Below are 19,267 nucleotides of genomic sequence, written 5' to 3'. Positions count from 1 at the left end.
TTGGAGAAGATCGGACCAGCGACTGCCACAGTTGCTCGCGCTGATCACTCGTTGATCATTCCCACCTCGTGTCGTGGCCTCTCGGTTTCGACCTGCGGTGAGCGCTCACAGACAGGACAACCCATCATGGCGCAGTATTATCCACCCACCCAACCACCTGCTCATTTCCGCAACCCCCTTCCTGACCAGACTCCTCCCCAGCAGTCTCAGCCCAAACGTCCCTGGTACAAGCTCAAACGAACGTGGTTGATCGTTGGTGGACTGGGGCTCTGCGTTCTGATCGGAGGCCTCGCAGCTGGAACGGAGCAACCCGAGGCAGAGCCCGTGGCTGCCACAACCACCGAGGACACGACGCCGGAGGTCAAAACACCGACGCCCACGGACGCCGAACAAGCCCTCGACACTGATCTCGAGGCCGATATTGCCTTGGAGACTGAAGACCAGGAGGCATCCGACGTGCCATTCGAGGCCGCGGCTGAGGCACCTACTGCTAACGTGAGCCCGACTGAAGAAGAAAACCCAGTGAGCGTGGCGGCGGATAACGCGGTCACAGCAGCAGAATCGTATCTTTCGTACTCGGGATTCTCCCGATCTGGACTCATTGATCAGCTCATCTTCGAAGGATTCACCGAGAAAGAAGCCACCGCTGCGGTTGACAGCCTGACGGTCGATTGGGGTGCACAGGCGGGCAGATCAGCCGAAAGCTACCTGAGCACCATGGCGTTCTCGGAGTCTGGTCTGATTGAGCAACTGGAATTCGAAGGGTTCTCCACTGCGGATGCTACTGCCGCCGTGGGGCAAATGACGGTTGACTGGAATGAGCAAGCTGCCCAAAAAGCAGAGAACTATGTATCCATGTCCGGTTTCTCCCGGTCTGGACTCATCGACCAGCTGAAGTTCGAGGGATTCTCTGATTCCCAGGCTGCCTATGGAGCTGACTCAGTCGGTCTGTGAACCGTCACGCCGACCAGATCATGACCACCAGGGCCTGGTCTTTTGTCTGGATGGTTAACCAGCGGGCAGAAGATCAGGCCTGTGGTGTGTCTGCGAGCATGTCAGTGACAATGTACCGGCTAGTGGCGACCACACTAGAATAATCACTCAGAAGTGATCTAGGGCACTGTCATGAAGGAGGTCGCCACGCCATGACCGCTCTGAAACCCGCGTACGTCTACGACGCAGTGCGCACACCCTTCGGCAAAATCGGCGGGGGACTGGCAGCCGTGCGTCCGGATGACCTGGCCGCGCACGTGATCGGCGAGCTCGTCAAAAGGGCGCCGAATTTGCCCAATGAACTCTCTGAAGCCGACCAGATCGACGAAGTGATCTTTGGCAATGCCAACGGGGCTGGAGAAGACAACCGCAATGTTGCGCGCATGGCCACGCTACTGGCTGGGCTCCCAGTATCCATTCCCGGTACCACGGTCAACCGCCTGTGCGGTTCCAGCCTGGACGCAGCGATGATCGCGCCTCCCGCCAGGTGGAAGTCGGTGATGCCGATCTGATCCTCACCGGTGGGGTGGAGTCCATGTCGCGAGCGCCCTGGGTGTTGCCGAAAACCGATCGCCCGTTCCCGATGTATAACCTGCAGCTATCCAATACCGCGCTGGGCTGGCGACTGATTAACGACAACATGCCGGCTGAATGGACGGTCTCGCTCGGGGAGGCCACCGAGCAGTTGCGTGAGAAATTCGGGATCACTCGCGAACGGATGGATGACTACGCGGCCCGTTCCCACCAGCTGGCGGCCACCGCCTGGGACAACGGCACCTACGACAACCTGGTCTCCCCGGTTGTCAGCACCGAGCTACACCGGGACGAAACCATCCGCCCAGAATGTACCCCGGAAACTCTGGCCGGGCTACGCACGGTGTTCCGGAAAGACCACGGCACCGTGACTGCTGGTAACGCCTCGCCCATGAACGACGGAGCAGCCACGGTGTGGATTGGATCCGACAAGGCCTCCGAGATTCTGGGGCTGGAACCCCTCGTGCGCATTGCCGGACGTGCAGCCTCCGCTAATGAGCCCCAGTTCTTCGGGTATGCGCCCGTGGAAGCCACCAACCGTGCTATCGCTCGGGCCGGAATTACCTGGGACGACATCGCAGCGGTGGAGCTCAACGAGGCCTTTGCCGCCCAAACCCTGGTCTGTTTGGACGCCTGGGGTGTGGACCAGGGGATTGTCAATACCTGGGGTGGAGCCATCGCGCTGGGCCACCCGTTGGGTGCCTCCGGTGCCCGCGTGCTAGGGACCCTGGCTCGACGACTGCACGAATCCGGAGACCGCTGGGGTGTGGCGTGCCTGTGCATTGGAGTCGGTCAAGGTCTAGCCGTGGTCGTGGAGAACATCAACGCACGTTAGAGTACACACGAAAACCTTCCCCTCCCATCGGCTCAAGACGCTGACCGCGTTGCGAGCAAGATAACAGCTCGTGACTTCTGGACTGCAGGTGCTGAGCGCTGAGCGGTAGAATGGCGAACCGTGACAGCTCAGCATTCTTCTCAGAACACCACCGGTTCCGGCTACGCCCGTTACGAGGGCGTGGGCTCGGGCGAGTTGCGTCTGTTCACCTCTGAATCGGTGACCAGCGGACACCCCGACAAGATCTGTGACCAGATTTCGGATGCCATCCTGGACTCCTTATTGGCCCAGGACCCCAACGCTAAGGTCGCGGTGGAAACGCTCACCACGACCGGGCTGGTGCAGGTTGCTGGGGAGGTGCGCACCTCCGCCTACGTGGAGATCCCCGAAATTGTGCGCAATACGATTCTGGGCATCGGCTATGATTCCTCGGCCAATGGGTTCGACGGCGCAACCTGTGGTGTCAATATCTCCATCGGACAACAGTCCTCAGATATCCACTCGGGTGTGTCCCGCTCCCTGGAGGCCCGCGACGGCTCAGTCGACCAGATTGATCTGCAAGGAGCAGGCGACCAGGGCATCATGTTCGGCTACGCCACCAACGAGACCCCGGTCTACATGCCGGCCCCGGCCTATTTAGCCCACCGACTCTCGGAACGACTGACCACCGTGCGGAACCTGGAATCCACCCCGATGTCCTACTTGCTACCGGATGGCAAAACCCAGGTCACCGTCGGCTATGACCAGAACCACCGACCGGTGACCGTGGAAACCGTGGTGGTCTCCACCCAACACACCTCGGACGTGTCCCAAGAGACGGTCCGTGCCGATGTGATCAAGCACGTCATCAATCCGGTACTGGCCAGTTCCGATCTGGACTACTCGAACGCTGATTACATTATCAATCCCGGTGGACCCTTCGTGATTGGTGGTCCGGTCGGGGATGCCGGATTGACCGGCCGCAAAATCATTGTCGACACCTACGGTGGGATGGCCCGCCACGGTGGTGGCGCCTTCTCCGGTAAGGATCCCTCCAAGGTGGACCGCTCGGCGGCCTATGCGATGCGCTGGGTGGCCAAGAATGTGGTGGCCGCCGGGTTGGCTGACCGGGCCGAATTCCAGGTGGCTTACGCACTAGGCAAGGCCCGCCCCGTTGGTCTGTACGTGGACACCTTTGGGACCGAAAAGATCTCCCACGAGCAGATCATTGCCGCGGTGAATCAGGTCTTCGACCTGCGTCCGGCCGCCATTATCTCTAGCCTGAAATTGTTGCGTCCGATCTACGCCAAGACCGCCACCAACGGCCACTTCGGCCGGGAAGATCCCGACTTCACCTGGGAACGCCTCGATCAGGTGGAGGCATTGCGCGCGGCTGTAGGCTGGTGACGTGCCACCCACCGATGCGCTCTTTGACCTACCTGTCTCAGAGCCATCCCTGCCACCACATCCCACCGGCTGGCCCGACCGGCCCGTGGCAAAGGTCTTGCTAGAATCCCCGGTCCCGCATTTAGACCGGCTATTCGACTACCTGATTCCGCCCGACCTGGATGCCCCGGCGCAACCGGGGGTGAAAGTCAAAGTCCGGTTCGGTCACCAGACCATGGCCGGCTGGCTGGTCGAGCGCACCGACACCATCTCCACCCGGGCTACCCTGACTCCGATTCGCACCGTGGTCTCGGCCCTGCCCGTGCTGACCGAGGATATCTACCGGTTGGCCACCACCGTGGCCGTCGACTACGCCGGCACGGTTGCTGATGTTCTCCGGGCTGCCATCCCACCGCGAGTCGCAAAACTCGAACGCCAATGGGCCCAGGACCACGGCACTGTGCGGGAACCGGTCTGGCCCGAACACCCCGAGCAGACTGACCAGGCATCGCCGACCGTGGACTGGACGGTGTTTCCCGGCTGGGAAGGGCTCTTTGCAGAACCCAGCCCCGAAGACACTGCGACGAGCTTTGCGCTGAGTCTTCCCTCCAGCTTCGGCGCCTGGGACTCGATGGCGTTGCTCGCCGATGCCGCCGCCCGCACCCTGGCACGGCAACAGAGCAGCATCCTGGTGGTGCCGGATCTCAAAGACCTCGATCGGCTCGAGCGCCACGTCGCCGACCGGGTCGGGCAGCATCACTACGCCCGGTTGGACTCCCGACAAGGGCCCACCCAGCGCTACCGGTCATTCCTGCAGATTCTGGCCGGCCACCAGCACGTGGTGATTGGCACCCGGTCGGCCATCTGGGCCCCGGTGCACCAGCTGGGGCTGGTGGCGGTGTATCAGGACGCCGACGATCAGCTCACCGAACCCCGAGCACCCTACCACCAGGTCGCCCACGTCGCCCGGCGTCGCACCGGTGCCACGGCCGAGACGACTGCACCGGCACGGCTGTTGCTGGTCTCGCCCTCCCGCAGTACCGCTACCCAATACCTGGTTGAGACCGGCCAGGCCCGAGACATCAGCCCGGAGCGCCACACCCGCCATCGATTAGCCCCGCGGGTAGTCTCCACCGCCGACAGTTTTCATGCCAGACGCGACCACATGGGGCCCAATGCACGACTACCCGGTCTGGCCTGGCAAGCCGCCCGCGAGGGACTAGACGGTACCCGCACCCAGGGGGTAGGTGGTCCGGTGTTAGTCCAGGTGCATCGGGCCGGATTTATCCCCGGGGTATTTTGTACCCGGTGTCATGCCCCGGCCAGGTGTTCGAACTGTACCGGTCCGCTGAGCTTCACCGACCGGATGTCGGCCGCCAGTGGCGAACTGGCCTGCCGATGGTGCGGAGCCCGGCACCGCGACTACCGGTGCATCAACTGCGGCAACTCCCGACTGCGGGCCGGCGCTCGTGGCGTGGACCGCACCGCCGACGAGCTGGGCCGGGCCTTCCCGCAGGTGCCGGTGATTTCCTCCTCGGCCGACCACATGGTCGCCAGCATCACCGACGAGCCCGCCCTGGTGGTGGCCACCCCCGGCTCGGAGCCGGTGGCCCCCGGCGGATACGCCACCGCGCTCTTGCTGGACGGGGACGCGCAGCTACAACGAGAGGGACTGATGGTTCCAGAGACGGTGATGAGCCACTGGATGCAAGCCGCCACGCTGGTGCGTTCGGCATCCGATGGGGGACTGGTGGTCGTCACCGCAACCCACCAAGAGATCGTAGGAGCCCTGGTGCGGATGGACCCGGTCAGTTTCGCCTCCCGCACCCTGGCCGACCGGGCCGAGCTGGGGTTTCCGCCGATCACTCAGGTGGCCGAGGTGACCGGCACCAGTGCCGAGGTGCACAAATTTATCACCGGCGTGCAGTTGCCTTATCGTGCCGAACAGTCCCCGTGGATTGGGCCCACCCCGGTGGAGGCCACGGTGGAAGCTACCGAAGAACCCCGGTGGCGGGCTCTGCTGTTCTACCCGCACCGGGTGGCCAGCACCGTCCAGGCCGCTTTGCGGGCTCAAAAGGCGGTGCTGTCGGCCGAACGCTCGGCCACCAGCGTGAAAGTTCGCATTGGGGGAGTGCGCGAGCTCTAAGCCACCTCACTCATCCAGTCGGTCAGCAACCTGCCGATGGCCGGGGCCTGCTCGTAGTGCATCAAATGCCCGGTCTCGGCAATGACCTCCAACCGCACCTGAGACGAGGGACCAAACCGTGTAGCCAACACCCGCTGGTCATCCACCGAGGCCAGCGGGTCTTTCCCACCGGCAATCAGCAACACCGGGACGGTGATGTCCGGAGCCGCCTCGGCGACAGTGGTGGAGATGGAGGCCTGATAGGCCTGTAACAGGCTGTGGGGAGTGTCGAACTCCGAGAAGTACCGCTGGTGTTGGTCGTGGGTGTAGGCCAGGATACGACGGTCGTCGGTCTCTGACATCACAGCACCGGTGGCCCACACCATCGGACTGGCTGATAGCGCCCACCGGCCCAACGCGGAGGGCAGGCTTGCACAGGCCCGATAGAAGCCAGCCGTGACTGCGGTCCCGACGCGCTGAAACCAGGAGCCATCGGTTGCTAAAGCTGGGCGGGCGATGGGATTCAGCAATGCCAGCCTGCGCCAACCGGGTGAACCGGAAATGGCGGTTGCGACTGCATAGCTGGCCACGATCGAGCCAAAAGAGTGCCCCACTAGCCACGGGGAGGTGCTCAGACCCAACGCCTCGGGTAGCTGATTGATCAGCGCAGCGAAGTCCTCCGACCGGTGCGGAGCGGTGGGAAAGGCGGGGGATGCCCCGAAACCGGGCAGGTCCGGGATATATATCTCGTGGTCGGCTAAGGCATCGGCTACCAACTGGAGCCCGTGGTGGTCGCCACGGAACCCGTGGACCATCACCACCGGATCGGGACGGTGAGCAGTACTGGTTTGGGTGGTGCCTGTTGCCGGACGGTAGTGGTAGAGAACCGTGGGGGTGGGCTCTCCGGAGACCGGGTCGGCCAGCCACAGAAGACGGCGTTCGGGAAAGCGCATCGGGAACCCGGTGAAGGTCGCGGTATCACGCACCGGGGTGGGCGGACAGAGCTGGTCGCGGAAGCGAATGCGGGTCGGGGAGTTGGTGAACACCCTTTCAGCCTAGTGTGAGATGGGCTACTGAACGGTTAGGGTGAGGAACTATGGCGGAATCTGTGGTGATGAGTCTCGATATTGGAACAACCTCCTCGCGGGTGGTGATCTATGCGGCCGACGGCACCCAGGTGGCTCTCGCGCAACGGGAACACCGCCAGTACTTCCCTCACCCGGGCTGGGTGGAACACGATGCCGGAGAGATCTGGCAGAACATCCGGGAACTGATGGCCCTGTGCTTAGCGCGTAGCCGGTATACCGCCTCGAATATTGTCGCCATCGGGATGACCAATCAGCGCGAAACCACCGTGGCCTGGGACGTGCAGACAGGACGTCCGGTCCACCGGGCCATTGTCTGGCAGGATACCCGCACCGACGAAATGGTCGCCCGACTGGCCGAGCGCTCGCCACGGGCCCGAGAACTATCCGGTCTTCCGGTGGCCTCCTATTTCTCGGGGCTGAAAATGCGGTGGCTATGGGACCACGTCCCCGAAGTCAGCCAGCTGGCTGCAGAAGGTCGATTGTTGTTCGGCACCATCGACTCCTGGATTTTGTGGAACCTCACCGGCCGGAGTACCCATGCCACCGACATCACCAACGCCTCCCGTACGTTGCTGATGAACCTCACCGAGGGTGACTGGGACCGGGAACTCATCGAGCTGTTGGGCTTGCCAGTGGAGGAGACCCTGGCGGCCCTGCCGAGTATCAAACCCTGTTCCGGCCACTTCGGCACCGTGGCGGATGGGTCGGGATTTACCGGCATCCCCATCACCGGCATATTGGGCGACCAGCAGGCCGCAGCTTTCGGACAGGGGATCTTCCACTCCGGACAGGTCAAAAACACCTATGGCACCGGATGCTTCGTGCTTCACAACACCGGTACCGAGCTCGTGCGGTCCTCCCACGGCCTGATTACCACCGTGGCGTACCACCTGCAGGGAGACGACGTGCACTACGCGCTGGAAGGCTCGGTGGCTCAAGCCGGGTCGGTGGTGCAATGGTTACGCGACCAAATTGGGCTGATTCAGACCTCGGAAGAGATCGAGGAACTAGCCGCCACCGTAGCAGACAACGGTGGTGTGTACTTTGTGCCGGCGTTCTCCGGGCTGTTCGCCCCCTACTGGCGCTCGGACGCCCGTGGCACCATGATTGGCCTAACCAGCTACGCCACCGCCGGACATATTGCGCGTGCGGTGCTGGAAGCCACCGCCTTCCAAACCAGCGATGTGCTGGTCGCCGTCAGTGAAGACACCGGCGTCGATGGCCCCGAGGTGCTACGGGTTGATGGGGGAATGACCGTCAACCACGATCTGATGCAGTTCCAAGCCGACCTGTTGCAAATCCCGGTTCAGCGGGCCTCGGATATTGAAACCACCGCCCGTGGGGCTGCCTTTGCTGCCGGCCTCGGTGGGGGCTTGTGGACCGACCATCACGAGGTTTCCTCGCTGTGCCAGCCCGGACACGAGTGGACTCCCAACATGAGCGAATCAGACCGTCAGCGTCTCCTGGCCGGCTGGGCTCAAGCCATTGAACATACTATTGGGTGGAACCCTACGAAAGAGTAGATTTTGTGGAGCCATTCGGATACTCCGGAGTCGTCTCGTTCCGTCCCCTCATCGCACGGCACGGAAAGCTCTGAATCCTCACGGGATAAGAGCTTTGTTCCCGGCGCTGGAAGTGATCAACCTGAACAGACTGAAGAGTCTGACCGGGAGGTCTCAGGTGAAGGTAGCCTTGCTTCGACCGGTTTGGCTACCTTCTCAACCGTCGTCGCCAGCACGAACCCCTAGCCCCTCACGACACCGACCCCACAGCGGTGGACGCTCCGTGATGGTTTTCATGAGCCGTTCACTGCTGTGGGGTCTCTGTCGACTGACGTCGGCGTAGCATGGTCTCATGTTCACCGTGACAGCTCTCGATGGTCTGGCACCTGACGCACCGTGCGATGCCCTTGAGGTGACCGTGGACCTTCGCATAGCACCGACAACCCAGACCACCTACATCAAGGCCACAGCCGCTCAACCGACGGCCGACACCCTGGTTGTCAGGGCAGGCTTAGAAGAGCTCCAGTCACTGGCTGGTGCGCGGATTGCACTGGGAACCACCCTGGGTCGAGTGGAATTTGACGAAACAGTAGCCACCGGCCAGCTCGTGGTCACCGCCGAACGACCCGGACTGATCACCGTCGGGGATGTCATTCGACCCATTCCTGTCGGAGTCAGCTTCGCCCAACGCCATGGGATGTTCCCCCGCATGCCGGACGGCCTCGCCGATGCCTGGTCGGGCTCTGCCGAGAATGCCCGATTTGCCCCACGCTATGAGGCGCGACTCGAAGGGCTCTGGGAGGCGGGCCTGGTTGCCGGCTTGCACCCTGAGGTACAGTGGGCAGGCTCCGAGGATGGAGAAGTGCTGGAGCTATCGCTACCGGGGGAAGCTGAGCAACGCGTCTTTTTGATTGATCTGGAAGAACCCAATAGCCAAGAAGAGATCGATGCTGTCCAGGATCTGGACGCATGGATGACTGAGATCCGTGCGGAACTGACCGAGGACCTACACTAGACTAATGACGTTATGGCCCCGTGCCACCAGCTCACCGGCTCACCCGCGGTGAGCCCAACCCCACCACCCACCTTTCGAACAGGAATCCAGTGACTGACTCGACTTCACCAGCCCCCGATCACCACGAGACGGACTACGATTTCCGGACCCTGGAGAAACGCTGGGGGACCTACTGGACCGAGCACCGCACTTTCGCTCCTGCTGATGATGGCAGCCGGGAACGACGCTATGTCCTGGATATGTTTCCCTACCCTTCCGGGGACCTGCACATGGGCCACGCCGAAGCCTTCGCGATGGGGGATGTGGTCTCCCGGTATTGGATGCTCAAAGGCTACGATGTGCTCCACCCAATCGGATGGGACTCTTTCGGTCTGCCGGCCGAAAACGCCGCGATTAAGCGCAATAGCCACCCGGCGGAATGGACCTACCAGAACATCGAAACCCAGAAGGCATCCTTCCAGCGCTACGCCATCTCGGTGGACTGGGACACCGAGCTGCACACCTCGGACCCGGAATACTACCGCTGGACCCAGTGGCTGTTCCTGCAGTTCTACAAACACGGGCTGGCCTACCGGAAAAACTCCCCGGTGAACTGGTGCCCGAAAGATCAGACCGTGTTGGCCAATGAGCAGGTCGTCGACGGCGCCTGCGAGCGGTGTGGCACCCAGGTGACCAAAAAGAGCCTGAACCAGTGGTACTTCAAGATCACCGACTATGCCGACCGCCTGCTCGACGACATGGAAGCCCTGGAAGGCAAGTGGCCGGACCGGGTGTTGGCCATGCAACGTAACTGGATTGGTCGCTCCACCGGGGCGAATGTGAACTTCCAGATCGAAGACGGCCCGGAGATCGAAATCTATACCACCCGTGCCGACACGCTCTACGGTGCCACGTTCATGGTGGTGGCCGCCGACGCTGAGCTGGCCGGCGAACTCGTTGATGATGAGCACCGCGCCAAATTGGAGGCCTATCAGGAAGAGCTGAAGAAGGTCTCCGATATTGAGCGTCAGGCCACCGACCGGGACAAGACCGGCGTGTTTTTGGGGCGCTACGCCATCAACCCGCTGTCCGGAGAACGCATCCCGGTCTGGGCCTCGGACTATGTGCTCTCGGACTACGGCACCGGGGCGATTATGGCCGTGCCCGCTCACGACCAGCACGATATGGACTTCGCCGTCGCCATCGGCCTACCGGTGCGCCAGGTAGTCGACAACGGAGAAGACAACCCCGAAGAGACCAAGCTCGCCACCGTCGCTCACGGCACCCTGGTCAACTCCGGAGAACTCACCGGCCTGGACTCTACCGCAGCCCAGGCCAAAGCCATTGAGTCGCTGGAGGCCCGAGGAACCGGACGGGCTGCGGTAAATTACCGGTTGCGCGATTGGTTACTATCGCGGCAACGGTTCTGGGGCGCCTGCATCCCGATCATTCACTGCCCGGACTGCGGTGAAGTCCCGGTGCCCGAAGACCAGCTTCCGGTCCGCCAGCCCGAGAATCTCACCGGCGAACAGCTAGCACCCAAAGGCACCTCGCCACTAGCGGCCGCTACCGAATGGGTCAACGTCGACTGCCCGAACTGTGGCGGTGCCGCACAACGAGATACCGACACCATGGACACGTTCGTGGACTCCTCCTGGTACTACATCCGCTATGCCTCCCCGAACGTGGACACCGCCTGCTGGGACCGGGACGCCGTGGACCGCTGGCTACCGGTTGACCAATATGTCGGCGGTGTGGAGCACGCGATCTTGCACCTGCTGTACTCCCGGTTCTTCACCAAGGCCCTCTACGACATGGGGCTGGTCTCCTTCGTGGAACCGTTCTCCCGGCTACTCAACCAGGGGCAGGTTCTCAACCAGGGCAAGGCGATGTCCAAGTCTCTAGGTAATGGTGTGGACCTGGGTGAACAGCTCGACACCTTCGGTGTCGATGCCGTACGACTCACCATGGTTTTTGCCTCCCCGCCGGAAGACGATATCGACTGGGCCCAGGTGTCCCCACAGTCCTCGCTGAAGTTTCTCGCCCGGGCCTGGCGATTGGCCCGCGACATCAACGAATCCGGTGCGCCAGTCGGTACCGACCCCTCCGCCGGAACCGTCTCGCTCCGCCAGAAGACACACAAAACCGTCGATGAGGCCGACACTCTACTGGATGACCACAAGTTCAACGTGGTCGTCGCTCGGTGCATGGAGTTGGTCAATACGGTCCGGAAAACCGTGGATTCCAGCAAGCAAGGAATCGCCGACCCGGCCGTGCGTGAGGCCGTGGAAGTCCTGGCCCAGCTACTGTCCCTGGTAGCCCCCTATACCGCCGAAGACATGTGGGCGTTGTTGGGCCACGAGCCGTCGGTGTCCCGGTCGTTTTGGCCCACCGTCGACCCCGAGCTATTGGTGGAAGACAGCATCACCGCCGTGGTGCAGGTCAAAGGCAAACTGCGCGATAAGTTCGAGGTCCCGACCTCGATTACCGCCGAGGAGCTGGAAGCCAAAGCCCTGGCCTCAGAGAAAGTCCAGAAATTCCTCGACGGCGCCGAGATTCGCAAGATCATCGTCAAGGAACCCAAACTGGTCAATATCGTGACCGGCTAGGACACCGTCTGGTATGGCAACCTACACCCGCTGGCTGACCGACCTGCACACCCGGGCCCGAAAAATCCGGGCCGAGGTGCCCGGTCTGGGACGATACATCAAACCGCCCCGCAAAGACCGGACGGTGATCGTCACCGACACCTCCTCGGCGCTTCCCGAAGCGGTTGCCATCACGCTACCGACCGGCTCCCAGTTGCGCCAGATTGCCATGCCGGTGATGATTGGCGAGCAGATCCACTCCGATGGCTCTGCCGATACCAACGACGAGCTCCCCATCGCGCTAGCAGCTGGTACTGCGGTGCGCACCTCCCGGCCCGCACCGGGACAATTCCGGCAACTCTACGAGCGGATCGCCGAACAGGGCTACGGGTCCATTGTCTCGGTGCACGTCTCCGGCAAGATCTCCGGCACCGTGGAAGCCGCCCGACTGGCAGCCACCCAATCACCCATTCCGGTCGAGATCGTCGACACCCTGACCTCCGGAATGGCCATGGGATACGCGGTGGTGGATGCGGTGGTCCGTGGCCATAACGGCATTCCGGCAACCAAGCTGACACAGCTCATTGATGAACAAGCCACAGCCTCGCAGGTGTATTTCACGGTCCCAAACCTGGACCAGTTACGCAAAGGTGGACGCATTCCGCCACTGACCGGTCTGCTGGGGCAACTACTCCAGGTCCGGCCGGTGCTGACCCTGAACGAGGGAGCCATCCAGTTGATGGACCGACCCCGGAATTTTGCCAAAGCCCAACAGATCATGGTGGATAAAGTCGCCCAAGCTGCCACACAACGCCCCATCCGCCTGGCCGTACACGGTTACGGCAATCTCGACTCCGCCATGGAGCTGGCCGCCCGCATCGATGAATACTCCACCGCACCAGTGCCGGTGCTGATGATCCCGGCCGTGCTGGTAGCTCACCTGGGGTTAGGCGCCCTAGGTGTGAGCATCAGCCCCGAGCTGGACTACAGCACCATTCTCTAGACGCACGAGACAAGGGCCACTGTCCACAGTTGGTGGCCGTGGGCTGATCAGCTGGCGTCCTGTCGGCAAGCTTGGGAGCATGGGCCAACACCAGCATCACCATCCAGCCGACGGACCAGACACGGGACCAGACACTGCAGTTACCCAGGACAGTTCCTCACCCTTATGGCGGACACGCATTGCCGTCTCCGCGCTGGTGATCTGTGTGATCATCGCCGGAACGTGGTGGCTGTTCCGGTGGCTGTCCATCAACCTGCCCGCATCAGCTGATGACACCGGGGAGGTCGAAGACCGCATCGAGCTCCAAGAAACCGGGGCTGACACTGCGGTTGCTGATGTGGACGGTAGCGACAGTCAGGACAACGGGGCAGATATCAGTGCAGACCAGCCTCACGTGGTGGTCCACGTGGTCGGTGAGGTCGCCAACCCAGGGGTCTACGAACTGACCACCGAGGATCGGGTCATCGACGCGCTGGATGCTGCCGGCGGGCCCACCGAGGATGCGGTGTTGGAAGGACTCAACCTGGCCGCCCCTGTCCAGGACGGTCAACAGATTCTTGTACCGGATCAGGACAGCCAGGACCAGGCTCCGGCCGGATCGGGTGGTGCCAGCACAACCGGTGGTGGGGGAGAGCCAGTAGCCGATGGGGAAGCGGTCAACGTCAATACGGCTGATGCGGCGGGACTGGAGAGCTTGCCGGGTGTCGGGCCGGCGACCGCGGAAAAGATCATCCACCATCGCGACCACCACGGACCGTTTGGGTCACTGGCGGATTTAGAAGCAGTCTCCGGTATTGGTCCGGCGACGTTGGAACGGCTCGATGGTCTCGTCAGCTTCTGAAACCCCCGACCTCCGACACAGTATCGAGCCGCCTCGGGTGCTACCGGTCGATATCCGACTGCTTCCGGCGGTGGGAGTCAGCCTGGTGGGATGTTTATGGATTCCGAGCCTCTCGGTCGAGAAGGCCCGAGCGATCCCGTTGCTGTGCTTAGGGCTGGGACTGATCTGTACCGGGTTGTTCTTTCGGTCACGTCGCCGGACGGGTACGCACCGACGCGCCGGGATGGTGGCTCGCCTGACAGCCGTTCTGGCGTTGGGCTTGTGGCTGGCCCTGGCACCGGTCACCAGTGCCTTCCACCAGCGGCTACAGGCCGAAGAATCCGGGTGGGCCGAGGCCGTGGCAGCCCAAGAACAGATCCGAGTCCACGTCGAGGTGGAGGAAACCCCGACGTCCTCGGCAGGACAATTTGGTACTCGCTGGTTCGTGCAGGCCAGTGTCGAGCGATTCGGTACCGAGCTCACCGAGATCGACCACCCGGCCGAGTTGATGATTTCCAGCAACGATGAGCGGTGGGCCACGGTCGCCGTCGGTGACCACATCTGCCTGTTTGGGACGCCACAGCCGGCCGAGGGATCGGGTACGGTGTTCTTCTCCGCCGATACCGGGCCCCAACCTGGAGACTGTCAGCGGCCAGCAATCCACGACAGCACCGGGACTACTGGACGAGAGATCATCCGCTCAGGGCTACGCGAGCACTCTCGCGACACGTTCGGCACCGCCGAGCAACTTCTGCCCGGGCTCATTCTGGGAGACCGCTCAGCGGAAAGCGATGAGCTCAACGAGGCGATGAAAACTGCCGGGCTGAGCCACCTATCCGCGGTATCGGGAGCTAACTGTTCCTTGATTGCCGGTGCGGTGACATTAGCACTGCGCTCTTTGCGGGCACCACCGGCTGTGGTGTTGACCGGAGTGTTAGGGACCCTGGTGATCTTCGTCGACATCGTCGGCTGGGAACCGTCGGTGGTGCGCGCCGGGGTGATGGGTGCGATCTCAGCATGGGTGATCTTCTTCGGACGAGGTAAACACGCCCTACCGGTGCTGTGTTGTGCGGTGATCGGCATCCTCGTGTTCTTACCACAGCTCGCACAACACCCGGCGTTCCAACTGTCCTTGGCAGCGACACTGGCCATTGTCATCGCCGCTGCACCTCTACAACAAGCCCTAGAAGCTCTGCTGGTTAGGGCTAGGGTCGTACCCGATGTGGTGGCCACCCTCGTGTCGGCGGCGCTGGCTGTGTCCACGGTCTCCCAGGTGGCCTGTCAGCCCATCATCATTTCGATGACCGGAAACGTCGACCTTTTTGCTGTCCCGGCGAACCTGCTGGCGGCTCCGCTGGTCCCGTTCATCACGGTTCCCGGAACACTGGCCGCGTTCCTCATTCCGGTGCTTCCCTGGGTCTCGGGACTCATCCTGAGCGTGATCGCTGTGCCCGCAGCCGGAATTGGGGCTATTGCCTTGTGGGTGTCTTCCTGGCCGGCAGCGCTGGTTGCTTGGCCTGAAGGAGCCCTGGGAGGGGTCGTGACTATCCTGCACCTGGCCGGAGCGATGTGCGGACTATATGTTCTGATGCGGTGGCAACGTCGCACCCCACCGGCGGTGACCAGCTACCCTCGCCCCACTCTCACAACACGGCTGGCCGTCGCGATCTCTCCCACCCGGCTGGTGCGCCAGAAAGGTCTGGTGATCTGCGTTGTGGTGGTGTTGGTGGCGCTGATGGCTCAGATTGCGGTCCTGGTTCCGGCACCACAACAACGAGTCGGTGAAAACTGGGTCATGCTCGGGTGCGATGTCGGACAGGGAGACATGTTCTTGATTCGTACTGCAGAGAACTCCGCAATCGTAATCGACACCGGCCCAGAAGAGGACTTAGCCGCCGCCTGTCTGAACCGACACGACATTGACCACGTGGAATTATTGGTGGTCACTCACCACCACGAGGACCACTACGGAGGAATAGATGGGGTCCTTGAGGCAACCGACACCATCGAGTCGGTGCTGTACTCCACGGCAGACGAGACGGCCAGCCTGCCACTAGATCACAGTCTGGTCGTCCACGCCGAACCCGGGATGCAGGGTGACACCACCGGAGACGTGGCCGATGAGGAAATCATGGTCGACTGGCAGGTGATTGCGGCCGATCGCAACGCCACCAACGAGAACAACGCGTCCATCGTCATGCACCTGCAGATCAGCTACGACGGAACCAGCCTCTCGGTGCTCACCACAGGAGACCTCGAAGAAGACGCGATGGCACGTTTGATTCGTGAGGATGAGGTTCCAGAACACATCGATGTCCTGAAGGTCGGCCACCACGGCGCTCGCAACGGTGGAACGGAGATCATTCACCATCTTGAACCGAGTGTGGGTCTTATTGGTGTCGGTGAGGAGAATAGTTATGGACATCCAGCTGATGAAATCGTGGAGGCGATTGAAACCTACGGCTCAGTGCTCAGAACCGATGAACATGGTCACTATGGTTTGGAAGTGGAAGACAACGCACTAATCCCGTCGACTGCGCGACTAGACTAGAGACCATGCCCGCTGGTACCAAACGCGCCTCCACCGCCTCCTGGCGGACCGTTGAACCCGCACCGATCATGTTGTTGCGTGGTCCGGAAGATTTCATCGCGATGCGGGTGACTGATCGTGTGCGGGCTACCGTACGGGAGCAAGAACCAGATCTGGAAACCCACCGACTCTCCGCAGCTGACTACGAGCCGGGCCAACTGACCATGTTGGCGAGTCCTTCGCTGTTTAGCCAAGCTAAATTGATCCAGGTCGATGACTTACAGAAAATGAACGATGCGTTCCTCGCCGAGGCGTTGCAATACGTCAAGGACCCGGCCGACGATGTCACTTTGCTGATGCGACATACCGGGGGTAACCGGGGTAAGAAACTTCTCGACGTCCTCAAGAAGTCGGGCACTGTGGTCGAGTGCGAAAGCATCAAGTCTGACCGCGACAAGTTGGAGTTTGTCACGCAAGAGTTCAAAGTCCACCGTAAAAAGGTCGCCTCCGAAGCTATCCGCGCTTTGGTGGACGCGGTCGGTTCCGATATGGGTGAATTGGCCTCAGCTGTGGACCAGCTGATCTCAGACGTGGAAGGCCCCGTGACCGAGCAGGTCGTCGACCGCTACTATGGCGGGCGTGTGCAGGCCACCGCATTCAAAGTCGCCGATGCCACCTTAGATGGCCAGATCGCTCAAGCCGTCGGACTGCTCCGGCATTCCCTGCTGACCGGCGTCTCGCCCGTGGCCATTACCGCAGCGCTGGCAATGAAGGCCCGCCAAATCGCCAGAATCATTGATGCCAGAATTGGGCAAGGACAAATTGCACAGACCCTCGGTGTTGCGCCTTGGCAGGCCAAGCGAATTGCGGCAACCACCCGCCGCTGGACCGCGCCGGGGATCGCTCAGGCCATCGAGCTGATTGCTCAGGCAGATGCCGAGGCTAAAGGCCTGGCCCGGGACCCGGACTATTCAGTGGAACGCATGATCATCCGGGTGGCACAGGGCACCAGACGCTAGGGGGAGAGATAGACACCAGTGGTGGGCAGAACAATACAACTTTTCCTCATGGATGGCACGGCCAACGGCCGGAAGAAAGCGACCCTACGAAATTGGACCGGAGTCACCCATCTCATCCCTCGCACGATGCTTCAAGAGGCGAAATCTCGAGATGATCTGAAACAAACCGGCGTGTATTTCTTGGTGGGTACCGAAGACGAAACCCCAAAGGTCTATATCGGCCAAGCCAGAGAACGAAAGAACGGCAAGGGCGTTCTCGGGCGGATTCTTGAGCATATTGGTCAGGACGGCTTAGACTACTGGACCCACGCGATCGCCATTGTGACCTCGGACGATTCCTTCGGGGCCACCGAAATCAGTTTTCTCGAAAACAGCTTCTTTACCTTGGCCAAGGACGCTGGGCGATTCAGGGTCACCAACGCCAATGACCCGTCGCCGGGTACCGTGACCGAAGAGAAAGAAGCCGAGCTTAGAGAATTCATAGCCAACGTTAAACTAGTCGTCGCAGCACTGGGATATAAGATGTTTGACCCGGTTGACGAGTCCAAGGACCACAACGTGGTCAATCCAGTCGAGCAGGAACCGGCTGATGAACCAACGCTGTACTTCAGTTACGCAGGAACTGAAGCTCGAGGACGGCAAGCTAGCGATGGATTCATCGTGCTGGCAGGTGCGAGGTTGAGGCCCGATGATGACATCACCACCAGTGGCGAAAGGCGCGGTATTCGAAAATTGCGAGAAAAGTACCGAGACCATATCGGCTCGGATGATGTCCTCACATCGGATTTGCTACTCGGTAGTCCTTCCACTGCTGCATGCTTTGTGGGTGGCAGTAGCCTTAATGGTCTCGATCTGTGGAAAAACGCTGATGGGCTGACTCTGAAACAACTTGAGGCAAAGGAACGGGAGCTGTAGAAGCTCAGTAATCACAGGTGATGCGTTCTCGTTGCTGAACTCATTTTAGAGTTTCGGCGACACGTTCCGTCACCGGGTGATCCAGACAAAAGGTTATCCCTCGTATCAGAGCCGGTCAGTATAGGAGCGTGCCGCGCGGGCTATTGCGATAGCTTGTTCATGGGCGTTTCTTGCCGCGCGGTGACTAGTTTCTAGCGAGATGGTACTTGAAATATCTGTCATAGAACCCGAAAGACCACCGATGTCTCGACTCAAGTCCCAGCTTTCCCGTGCAAAGGAATCGGCTTCGCGAGCCAACTCGTCCAGAGCGAATATGAGACGTTCAACTTCTGATGTCATCATCATCTCCTTGAGGCTTCGTGGCGTTCTGCCTCCTGTTGCAAGCTTCGAAGCCGCGAGATTTCAGCTTCGAGACGGTGCAACTGCGACAGGACGGCGTGTGCCGAATCGCTGAGTCGTTCCCGAGTAGAACGTAGTTGCCGGTGTGCTTCTGTCGCTGCGCCGACCATCTGGTGATGCTGTTCTGAAATACTCCCCGCAGTGGCAAGATGCGCTCTCTCGGCGATCGGTTCGAGACGGGCAATGAGTCTTTCGCAACGGCCACTGGCGGAGGAAATCCGATGCCTAAGGTTCTGAAGCTCAGAAATCTCGGATTTGAGTCGAGAAATTTCTTGTGCGTACATTAAAACGGTCCTTACAAATTATGTGCATAATCGCGGGCGACACGGCTGGCTCTTTGTAGTGCAAGAACCGCTTGTCGTACTTGGCGTTCCGCATCGTCTACGGTGGCCATCAGTTCCTGATCTTTCCGCTGAGTGCTACCACGCAACGTATCGTTAATGCGGACTCGTTGCTTGTTGAATTCATGGCTATAGGCACTGAGACTCTCACCGGTACGTTGCGTGTCGGCGGAGAGCTCTAAAGTCAGGCCACGAAGATTTTCGAGAACGGACATC

At 61.2% G+C, this 19,267-nt stretch carries 14 protein-coding genes and 1 pseudogene; 12 read left to right on the top strand and 3 right to left on the bottom strand.

From position 1 onward, the window contains the following. Nucleotides 1-126: 126 nt before the first annotated feature. The 4 genes and pseudogenes from DCC27_RS04065 to DCC27_RS04050 all read left to right on the top strand — a co-directional run bounded on the left by DCC27_RS04065 (nucleotide 127) and on the right by DCC27_RS04050 (nucleotide 5,873). Nucleotides 127-954: an Ltp family lipoprotein gene (locus DCC27_RS04065; protein WP_110110294.1), complete on the top strand. Its 828-nt coding sequence runs from the start codon at nucleotides 127-129 to the stop codon at nucleotides 952-954. A 200-nt stretch (nucleotides 955-1,154) separates the two neighbouring features. Continuing rightward, a pseudogene (locus DCC27_RS04060) lies at nucleotides 1,155-2,362 on the top strand (acetyl-CoA C-acyltransferase). 180 nt (nucleotides 2,363-2,542) lie between these two features. Next, a complete protein-coding gene (gene metK / locus DCC27_RS04055; protein ID WP_110098517.1) occupies nucleotides 2,543-3,748 on the top strand; it encodes a methionine adenosyltransferase in 1,206 nt (401 codons plus the stop codon). Between the two features lies 1 nt (nucleotide 3,749). After that, nucleotides 3,750-5,873, top strand: coding sequence for a primosomal protein N' (locus tag DCC27_RS04050; protein WP_246840137.1), 2,124 nt, complete (start codon nucleotides 3,750-3,752; stop codon nucleotides 5,871-5,873). Here the strand turns inward: DCC27_RS04050 and DCC27_RS04045 are convergent. Continuing rightward, a complete protein-coding gene (locus DCC27_RS04045; RefSeq protein ID WP_110110195.1) occupies nucleotides 5,870-6,898 on the bottom strand; it encodes an alpha/beta fold hydrolase in 1,029 nt (342 codons plus the stop codon). The two genes, DCC27_RS04050 and DCC27_RS04045, sit on opposite strands and share 4 nt — an antisense overlap. 50 nt (nucleotides 6,899-6,948) lie before the next feature. Between DCC27_RS04045 and glpK the strand changes: the two genes are divergently transcribed. The 8 genes from glpK to DCC27_RS04005 all read left to right on the top strand — a co-directional run bounded on the left by glpK (nucleotide 6,949) and on the right by DCC27_RS04005 (nucleotide 18,311). Beyond that, entirely contained in the window at nucleotides 6,949-8,463 is a 1,515-nt protein-coding gene (glpK, locus tag DCC27_RS04040) for a glycerol kinase GlpK (RefSeq protein ID WP_110110194.1), read from the top strand. Between the two features lie 331 nt (nucleotides 8,464-8,794). After that, nucleotides 8,795-9,457, top strand: a complete 663-nt coding sequence (locus DCC27_RS04035; RefSeq protein WP_110110193.1) for a hypothetical protein — start codon at nucleotides 8,795-8,797, stop codon at nucleotides 9,455-9,457. An 89-nt stretch (nucleotides 9,458-9,546) separates the two neighbouring features. After that, on the top strand, nucleotides 9,547-12,045 hold the full coding sequence (gene leuS, locus DCC27_RS04030; RefSeq protein ID WP_110110192.1) for a leucine--tRNA ligase: 2,499 nt from the start codon (nucleotides 9,547-9,549) through the stop codon (nucleotides 12,043-12,045). A gap of 13 nt (nucleotides 12,046-12,058) precedes the next feature. Next, nucleotides 12,059-13,027 carry a DegV family protein gene (locus DCC27_RS04025; RefSeq protein ID WP_110110191.1) on the top strand — a complete coding sequence of 323 codons (969 nt, stop codon included), beginning with the start codon at nucleotides 12,059-12,061 and terminating at the stop codon, nucleotides 13,025-13,027. Nucleotides 13,028-13,106: 79 nt separating this feature from the next. Then, a complete protein-coding gene (locus tag DCC27_RS04020) occupies nucleotides 13,107-13,868 on the top strand; it encodes a ComEA family DNA-binding protein (RefSeq protein ID WP_110110190.1) in 762 nt (253 codons plus the stop codon). Further along, the gene (locus tag DCC27_RS04015) at nucleotides 13,849-16,398 is read left to right on the top strand and encodes a ComEC/Rec2 family competence protein (protein WP_110110189.1); all 2,550 of its coding nucleotides are present in this window, start codon (nucleotides 13,849-13,851) and stop codon (nucleotides 16,396-16,398) included. Before DCC27_RS04020 ends, DCC27_RS04015 begins: the two co-directional genes overlap by 20 nt. A 5-nt stretch (nucleotides 16,399-16,403) precedes the next feature. Beyond that, nucleotides 16,404-17,396 (top strand): DNA polymerase III subunit delta, encoded by a 993-nt coding sequence (gene holA, locus DCC27_RS04010; protein WP_110098404.1) that lies wholly within the window; start codon nucleotides 16,404-16,406, stop codon nucleotides 17,394-17,396. A 21-nt stretch (nucleotides 17,397-17,417) separates the two neighbouring features. Further along, the gene (locus DCC27_RS04005; protein ID WP_199445860.1) at nucleotides 17,418-18,311 is read left to right on the top strand and encodes a GIY-YIG nuclease family protein; all 894 of its coding nucleotides are present in this window, start codon (nucleotides 17,418-17,420) and stop codon (nucleotides 18,309-18,311) included. A gap of 341 nt (nucleotides 18,312-18,652) precedes the next feature. On the opposite strand, the gene DCC27_RS12075 is transcribed toward DCC27_RS04005, so the two are convergent. Continuing rightward, a complete protein-coding gene (locus tag DCC27_RS12075; RefSeq protein ID WP_148707502.1) occupies nucleotides 18,653-18,994 on the bottom strand; it encodes a hypothetical protein in 342 nt (113 codons plus the stop codon). Between the two features lie 11 nt (nucleotides 18,995-19,005). Then, nucleotides 19,006-19,266, bottom strand: coding sequence for a hypothetical protein (locus tag DCC27_RS04000; protein ID WP_110098402.1), 261 nt, complete (start codon nucleotides 19,264-19,266; stop codon nucleotides 19,006-19,008). Nucleotide 19,267: the final 1 nt, after the last annotated feature.

This window comes from Auritidibacter sp. NML130574 (genome assembly GCF_003185725.2).
Classification (GTDB): Bacteria; Actinomycetota; Actinomycetes; order Actinomycetales; family Micrococcaceae; genus Auritidibacter; species Auritidibacter ignavus.
The sequence above is the reverse complement of the archived record's forward strand: the minus strand, read 5'-3'. Positions and strand labels throughout refer to the sequence as shown.

Coding starts and splice junctions, on each gene's coding strand:
- DCC27_RS04025 (WP_110110191.1), top strand. CDS start 12,059: ATGGCAACCTACACCCGCTGGCTGACCGACCTGCACACCCGGGCCCGA.
- DCC27_RS04035 (WP_110110193.1), top strand. CDS start 8,795: ATGTTCACCGTGACAGCTCTCGATGGTCTGGCACCTGACGCACCGTGC.
- DCC27_RS04020 (WP_110110190.1), top strand. CDS start 13,107: ATGGGCCAACACCAGCATCACCATCCAGCCGACGGACCAGACACGGGA.
- DCC27_RS04000 (WP_110098402.1), bottom strand. CDS start 19,266: ATGTCCGTTCTCGAAAATCTTCGTGGCCTGACTTTAGAGCTCTCCGCC.
- DCC27_RS04015 (WP_110110189.1), top strand. CDS start 13,849: ATGGTCTCGTCAGCTTCTGAAACCCCCGACCTCCGACACAGTATCGAG.
- DCC27_RS12075 (WP_148707502.1), bottom strand. CDS start 18,994: ATGTACGCACAAGAAATTTCTCGACTCAAATCCGAGATTTCTGAGCTT.
- holA (WP_110098404.1), top strand. CDS start 16,404: ATGCCCGCTGGTACCAAACGCGCCTCCACCGCCTCCTGGCGGACCGTT.
- glpK (WP_110110194.1), top strand. CDS start 6,949: ATGGCGGAATCTGTGGTGATGAGTCTCGATATTGGAACAACCTCCTCG.
- DCC27_RS04065 (WP_110110294.1), top strand. CDS start 127: ATGGCGCAGTATTATCCACCCACCCAACCACCTGCTCATTTCCGCAAC.